At 38.8% G+C, this 7,083-nt stretch carries 7 protein-coding genes and 1 tRNA gene; 4 read left to right on the forward strand and 4 right to left on the reverse strand.

Annotated elements, in window-relative coordinates; all coding sequences use genetic code 11:
• On the forward strand, window positions 1-983 hold a 983-nt coding region (locus AAC037_RS16075), incomplete at its 5' end, for a hypothetical protein (RefSeq protein WP_339903960.1).
• 329 nt (window positions 984-1,312) lie between these two features.
• Here the strand turns inward: AAC037_RS16075 and AAC037_RS16080 are convergent.
• From AAC037_RS16080 to mltG, 4 genes are all read right to left on the reverse strand, one after another.
• Window positions 1,313-1,397 (reverse strand) — tRNA-Ser (locus AAC037_RS16080).
• 164 nt (window positions 1,398-1,561) lie between these two features.
• On the reverse strand, window positions 1,562-2,518 hold the full coding sequence (locus AAC037_RS16085; protein ID WP_339903962.1) for a YihY/virulence factor BrkB family protein: 957 nt from the start codon (window positions 2,516-2,518) through the stop codon (window positions 1,562-1,564).
• Entirely contained in the window at window positions 2,515-2,931 is a 417-nt protein-coding gene (locus AAC037_RS16090) for a thioesterase family protein (RefSeq protein WP_339903963.1), read from the reverse strand. Before AAC037_RS16090 ends, AAC037_RS16085 begins: the two co-directional genes overlap by 4 nt.
• Window positions 2,932-3,981 carry an endolytic transglycosylase MltG gene (gene mltG, locus AAC037_RS16095; RefSeq protein ID WP_339903965.1) on the reverse strand — a complete coding sequence of 350 codons (1,050 nt, stop codon included), beginning with the start codon at window positions 3,979-3,981 and terminating at the stop codon, window positions 2,932-2,934.
• A 220-nt stretch (window positions 3,982-4,201) separates the two neighbouring features.
• Between mltG and AAC037_RS16100 the strand changes: the two genes are divergently transcribed.
• The 3 genes from AAC037_RS16100 to AAC037_RS16110 all read left to right on the forward strand — a co-directional run.
• Complete coding sequence (locus AAC037_RS16100) at window positions 4,202-4,831, forward strand: L-threonylcarbamoyladenylate synthase (protein WP_339903967.1); 630 nt, start codon at window positions 4,202-4,204, stop codon at window positions 4,829-4,831.
• A gap of 63 nt (window positions 4,832-4,894) precedes the next feature.
• Complete coding sequence (locus AAC037_RS16105; RefSeq protein WP_339903968.1) at window positions 4,895-5,524, forward strand: WbqC family protein; 630 nt, start codon at window positions 4,895-4,897, stop codon at window positions 5,522-5,524.
• A gap of 90 nt (window positions 5,525-5,614) precedes the next feature.
• Window positions 5,615-7,083 (forward strand): ATP-dependent Clp protease ATP-binding subunit (locus AAC037_RS16110; RefSeq protein WP_339903969.1); only part of this gene is annotated, 1,469 nt, incomplete at its 3' end.

The raw sequence follows: 7,083 nt of genomic DNA on the forward strand, positions 1-7,083 counted from the left end.
CGGAAGGGTATAGAGATGATGTGCTGAACCCTAATGATCCAAAATTAGATTTTATCAATACACCAAGAGGGTCGGCAATCAATAACTTGTTTTACCTGTTTGATTATCCAAACTTCAAGGAGGACGTGCTATCTACGGTTGAATTCGTTAGTGATCCAAAAAATAACCCTTCGGCAACAATTTTGGCAGGTGTGATGTCTCACCTTGCATATCTGAACCACTTTGATATCGAACGTTCATTCGCTATTTTCCAGCAGCTTATCGCCCAGAAAAATTCTCATGTGCTTAAATATTCGATCAATCCTGCGCAGTATTTTAATACCAAGTTCCATGATAGGATGGCGTTTTACTTTGAGGAAATGCTCTTGCACGAAGAATTATACGATAAATGCTACTTCTTTGTAAACAGCTGGGTCTTTGAGCATATTAACGATTTCAAAATGTATGACCATTTTATGGGACTGGGTCAAAAAGCGATAGAATGTGCCATTGACGTTGCTGAGAGTTTTTTGATCAGGGATGGCGGAGTCGATCAACGATCGATGCGAGTATTGGAAAGATGTTTGTCACATGCCGAATTCGATCTTTCTCACGAATTTTCTGGGCTAGTACTAAGAGTTTTTAAAATTGAAAACTTTGGAGAACTTTACAACTTCATGGAGAAATATATTTCCACCGAACATTTTAGTAACGATCCTAGATTTATGTTGGAGTTTTTGACAGAGTGTTCATCTCTGTATCCAAAAGAATGTTTGGATTTATTAGTGAAAATGAATATTCCTGTGAAAGTTGATATCAGTAAGAAAGCATATCTTGGGGATGAACCATTGGTTCTGGTATTATCTATATATTCCAGACTGAGGATTGAACCTTTTAAATATCGTGAAGAGCAAAAGACGGCATTAGACTGTTTCGATAAACTTCTTGGCATTCCTTCAATAAGATACAAAGCACTTGAAGCCATGGAAAATGTATTGAATTAAGGTACTATAGATACCAGTTACAAGAAAAATACAGCAATTTTCATTTCATCAATTTTTTTTTTTCCTTCTCATTGGTTAAATCCATTGCTACAGTGAGCAAGAACCTGGTTAGCTTGAAAAAGGTATCCAGAGAGCGCCGTATTTCTTAGAACCTCGCTGAGGAAAAAGAAACGTCCTTTAAACTTTTAGAGCATGTCTGGCTATTGATGCTTAAAAATTGAAAGAAGCAATCTTAAATAAAAATTATCTTTTTAGCCCCACAAATAGCCCCCTTTTTAAAATGAAAAACCCTAACTCATTGTATTTCAAATGGTTAGGGTTTTGTTCAGCAGAGGAGGAGGGATTCGAACCCCCGGTACCTCGCGGTACAACGGTTTTCAAGACCGCCGCATTCGACCACTCTGCCACTCCTCTAGTTGGGTCTGATGCTTAATATTGACTCGATTAATCTTCTGATTTTTCAAGTCTAAATTTTTATTATTTTCGATCACTTCTCTTTTGATGTGAATCGGAAGGCAAAGGTAGCCCTAATTCTAATTAATGCAAATGCCGAAGGGGTAAAATTTTTCTAAAAAATGCTAATTTTTTGACAATGAAGGACTTGTTTTTTTGGAGGGCTTGGTGTGTAATGCCTTTTGGAGGCTTACATTGATCTCATATCCGACCAATACCAAGATGGAGGTTATCCATAGCCAAAGCATTAGTGCCAGCATGGTACCTATGGACCCATACAATTTATTGTAGCTCGCAAAATTAGTCAGGTAATAGGAGAATAAGAAAAAGCCCAAAGTAATAAGCAAGCCTGATACTACGGCTCCTGTGGAGAAAAAATTCCACTTCTTACTTACAGCAGGAGCTACCCTGAAGATGTAAGCATTGGTGATAACGAAGAGTAGTAGCAATACAAAAAACCTGAAAAAGGCCAGGGAGTAATAATATATATTGTTGGAGATGAATTCGAATTCGGAGATTTTAAAGAGCAATTCACTTCCTAATATCATGATGATAACAGCCCCACAAATGCTAAGCACCAATACCAATACGATGCTAACAGCTATCAGTCGGGTTTGAAAAAAGCCCCTGTATTCTTTTGTACGATAAACAGCGTTAAATGCATTCATCAGTGAAATTACCCCGTTTGTGGACAAGTAAAGAGCAAAGAAAAAGCCCAGCGATAGCATACCCTGCCGTGGTTTACTAACGATGTCCATGATGGTGGGCGCCGCCTCGTTATAAATGCTCTCCGGTAAAATATCACTCACAAATACCAGAATATTGGATGTCGTTACATCATGGAAAAAATACTGGATATAGGGGATAATGTTTAATAAAAACAACAGCATAGGAAAGAGGGCAACAGTAAAACTGAATGCCATGGCACTGGCCCGTTCAAATACATCGTCTTTCTGCAAGTGATGCAAGAAAATTTTACCTACATCATATAAGTTTTGAGCAGGATTGCCAAAATGAATAGGCTTAAGGAGAAGCGCCTTATCGCTTAATCGTTCCAGTATGCTGTCGATTTTATTTTTCACTCCTTTGAATCGAAATAAGGTTTGAGTAATTCTATAAACCGCGCAGGAGGCCTGCATGGTCTATGGGTATCTGTTTTCAAAAAGGTAAGCAATGTTTCTCCAACATGAATAAGTTCCTCTTTCTCATTGAATATTTCATAATGAAAGCGGATACGTACACCGGGCATTTCCTTGATGCTGGTTCTGATGGTCAGGTTTTCATCATACCTGCCGGGCAAAAAAAACTTGCTGTGATTTTCCAACACGGGCATCATCACACCACTTTCCTCCATTTCTCGGTAAGAATAACCAACGCTGCGAAGTGCTTCAACCCTGCCTACTTCATAATAGGTCGCATAATTCCCGTAATATACGTAACCCATTTGGTCCGTTTCTGCATACCTTACTCTTAGCTTGTGTTCCTTTATAAACATCTACTTGAAAATTTTAGCTGCGTTTAATGCGTTTTGATAGCGTCGGGCATTAATCATATGATCCCTAAGATTGGTGGCAAATGAATGATAACCCGAAAAATCCTCTTTGGCACAGAAATACAGGTAGTTATGTGTTTGGTAATTCAGGACGGCATTCAAAGAGCTAATCTCAGGTAACAATATTGGTCCCGGAGGTAGCCCTGCATATTTGTAAGTATTGTATGGGCTTTCTACCTCCTTGTGTACATTGAGCACCCTTTTGATGGTAAAATCCTTTAAGGCAAACAATAAAGTGGGGTCTGCCTGTAATGGAATACCTCGCTCCAATCGATTGATATAAACTCCAGCCACTATGGGGCGTTCATCTGCTTTATTTGTTTCTGATTGAACGATGGAAGCCAAGGTGGCTACTTCCAGAGGAGTCATTTGTATGGCTTCTGCTTTGGCTTGTCGCTCTTCTGTCCAGTACCTCTCATATTCCTTATACATGCGCTCAAATAATTCCAAGGGGCTAATGGTCCAATAAACTTCATAGGTATTGGGGATAAACATGGCCATTATCGTCTGACTGTTGAAACCATATTTTTCTACCAGAGCCTCATCTTGAATAATGGATAAGAAATCTTCTTTTCCCATCTCCAGTGTGCTTGTGATTTTCTCTGCCAGCTCCTGCTTTAACCTGATATTATTGAAGGTAATATTCACAGGGGTCTGCCTTCCGGAACGCAGTATGGTGATCAATTCTTTGTTGGAAAGTTTAGGCTGAATAACATAATGTCCCGGTTTCACTCCTCCTTCAGAATAATTCATGACCTTGGCTACAAAGCTAAAAGTAACTACCTCGTTTACAATTTTTCTGTCGAGCAGTTCCTGCCTCACTTGGGAGAAAGTGCTGCCCTTAGGGATGTTTAGCACGGCAGGGTCTTCACTGTCTATCAGTACATTGGGTGAGAAGAAGGCTTGGTAAAAATAAAAACTTAAAGAAGTGAGTAGTACAGAGAATGCAACTAGTCCTACTAATAGGTATTTTCTTTTTTTGTCTGTAAGCATTGTATCTATTGACTTTCCGGCCAATTGAAGGCCATAAATTGACTCGGCTAATGGTTTAATTGAAGGTACAAATATACTATTTAATCAGCTAGATGCTTTTTATGAAAAATAAATTATATTTAAAATTGATACTTGGCTTTTATTTTGTGGTATAATTGGTTTAATTTAAGCATAATTAAAAGCAGTGTATTGGCCTGTCCAAAGCTAAGTTAAATAAAATATGGCGGCGGTATTTATTAAATTGTATCCTGAAAACCCTGATCCTAGAAAGATTAGTCAGGTGATTGATGTTTTGCAAAAAGGGGGTGTGATTATTTACCCAACCGATACAGTTTATGGCATGGGTTGTGATATATTCAATCAAAAAGCCATTGAGCGGATAGGATTAATTAAGGGAGTGAAACCAAAGAAAGAACATTTTTCTTTTATTTGTTATGACCTCAGTAATATTTCTGAGTATACCAGATCACTGAGTACTCCCGTTTTTAAATTAATGAAAAAGGCACTTCCGGGTCCCTTTACATTTATATTGGCTGCGAATAATAAAGTGCCTAAATTGCTAAATAGCAAAAAGAAAACAGTTGGGATAAGAGTTCCTGACCACAGTATACCACGCCTACTTGTAAAAGAGTTGGGCCAGCCCATTTTAACCACTTCTATCCGAGATGAGGATGATGTCATTGAGTACAGCACTGATCCTGAACTTATTTATGAAAAGTACAAGGACCTAGTGGATGTTGTCATTGACGGTGGCTATGGAAACAATGTTGCCTCCACAGTGGTGGATTGTTCCTCGGATCAAATTGAAGTTTTAAGGGAAGGATTGGGGGAAATTTCGGAAATAATTTGATAATTTCTTCGTTTCTTTTGCCGGTGGCATTTCTTGGGATTAACTTTCGGGAAACCGAATAAGATGACCAAGGAAAGTAAGGTATTGACGACCGATTTATTGTATTTGCCTCCTCTGGCATATTTTGTTGCAATAAATGGAGCCAGTGAAGTTCATGTATATGCCGATGCGGTACTCAATAGGCAGTCCTATGCAAACAAAGCAGAGGTACTTCTGGCCAATAAAAGGGAAACCCTCACTGTGCCGGTACATGGTTTAAGAAAGAGGCTTGCAATAAAGAATGTGAAAATAGATTACCATCAGAAATGGTTGAATGTTCACCTGAGAGGAATCAAAAGTGCTTATGGGAAATCACCATTTTTTGAGTATTTTTATGATGACTTGGAACAAATATATTTGCGAAAGCCTGAATTTTTAATAGATTTAAACTTGGAATTACTGACACTTTGTCTTAAGTTTTTACGATGGAATGTCAGTTTGGTAGTAAAGGAGAAAGTAGGGAACAGGAGCCAAGAAAACGATTTGAGGGGCTTAATTCATCCTAAGTCATTGATAGACAAGGGTAAAATTTATAAACCATCGCCCTATGTACAAATTTTTGGCGCAGACTTTGTTCCTAACCTCTCCATTGTGGATTTGTTGTTTTGTGAAGGTCCGGCAGCTAATGAAGTTTTGAACCTTTCCCGAAAGTAATTGAACAATAAGTGAAATAATTGTGTTTAATAACAAGTTCATTTGTATTAAATTGAGATTGAAATATTACCATAATAAAGGAAAGATATAATGGAAGCAAAATTTTCAAACAGAGTAAAAGAGGTGATCTCTCTTAGCCGCGAAGAAGCTTTGCGCTTGGGTCATGATTACATCGGTACAGAACACCTCTTGTTAGGAATGATTCGTGAGGGTGAAGGTGTAGCTGTTTCCATTCTAAAGAAATTGGGTGTGCCATTGGACGAGTTGAGGAATGCGGTGGAGCGGGCAGTAAAAGGTACGGCCAATCACAACGTGAAAAATCTTGCCAATATTCCTCTGACAAGACAATCAGAAAAAGTACTAAAAATAACTTATTTGGAAGCTAAGATTTTCAAAAGCCAATTGATAGGTACAGAACATTTGTTATTGTCAATTTTAAGGGATGAGGACAATATTGCTACGCAAATCCTTCAGAAATTTGACGCAACCTATGATACGGTGAAAGAAATGTTGGAATTTCAAACAGACCAAACCCCTAGGTCTGGTACTGAAGCCGATGATCCCGATGAAGAAGGTTCTAAATTATTTGGTGCCTCAGGCGGTGCTTCCGGAAGTTCTAAAGGTACTACCGAAAAATCCAGAACTCCTGTTTTGGATAATTTTGGAAGGGACCTTACTCGAATGGCCGAGGAAGACAAACTTGATCCAATCATAGGCAGGGAAAAAGAAATAGAAAGAGTTGCTCAGATTCTTTCCAGAAGAAAGAAAAACAATCCTATTCTAATTGGTGAACCTGGGGTGGGTAAAACAGCTATTGCCGAAGGCCTAGCCCTAAGAATTATCCAGAAAAAAGTTTCCCGGGTTTTGTTCAACAAACGAGTAGTAACGCTGGATCTTGCCTCACTTGTTGCTGGAACCAAATATAGAGGGCAGTTTGAGGAGCGTATGAAAGCCGTGATGAACGAGTTGGAAAAATCTCCAAATGTGATCTTATTTATTGATGAGTTGCATACTATTGTAGGCGCCGGTGGGGCCAGTGGTTCTTTGGATGCCTCCAATATGTTCAAGCCGGCACTTGCCAGGGGAGAAATACAATGTATTGGTGCCACTACTTTGGATGAATACAGACAATATATTGAAAAAGATGGGGCTTTGGCCAGAAGGTTTCAAATGGTAATGGTTGATGCCACCTCACCTGAAGAAACGGTTCAAATCCTTGAGAATATTAAAGATAAATACGAAGACCATCACAATGTATCCTATACACCGGAAGCAATCCAGGCTTGTGTCAATCTTTCTGATCGATACATCTCAGATCGTTTCCTGCCGGACAAGGCCATTGATATATTGGATGAAGCAGGAGCCCGGGTACATATCAACAATATTCATGTTCCTGAAAATATTCTTAAACTCGAGGAAGAGGTTGAGAAAATTAAAATAGAGAAAAACAGGGTTGTAAAAAGCCAAAAATACGAAGAAGCGGCTCAACTTAGAGACAAGGAGAAAAAGCTTCTAGAGCAATTGGAAAATGCCAAAGCCAAGTGGGAAGAAGAAAGCAA

The organism is uncultured Cyclobacterium sp., assembly GCF_963976465.1.
Classification (GTDB): Bacteria; Bacteroidota; Bacteroidia; order Cytophagales; family Cyclobacteriaceae; genus Cyclobacterium.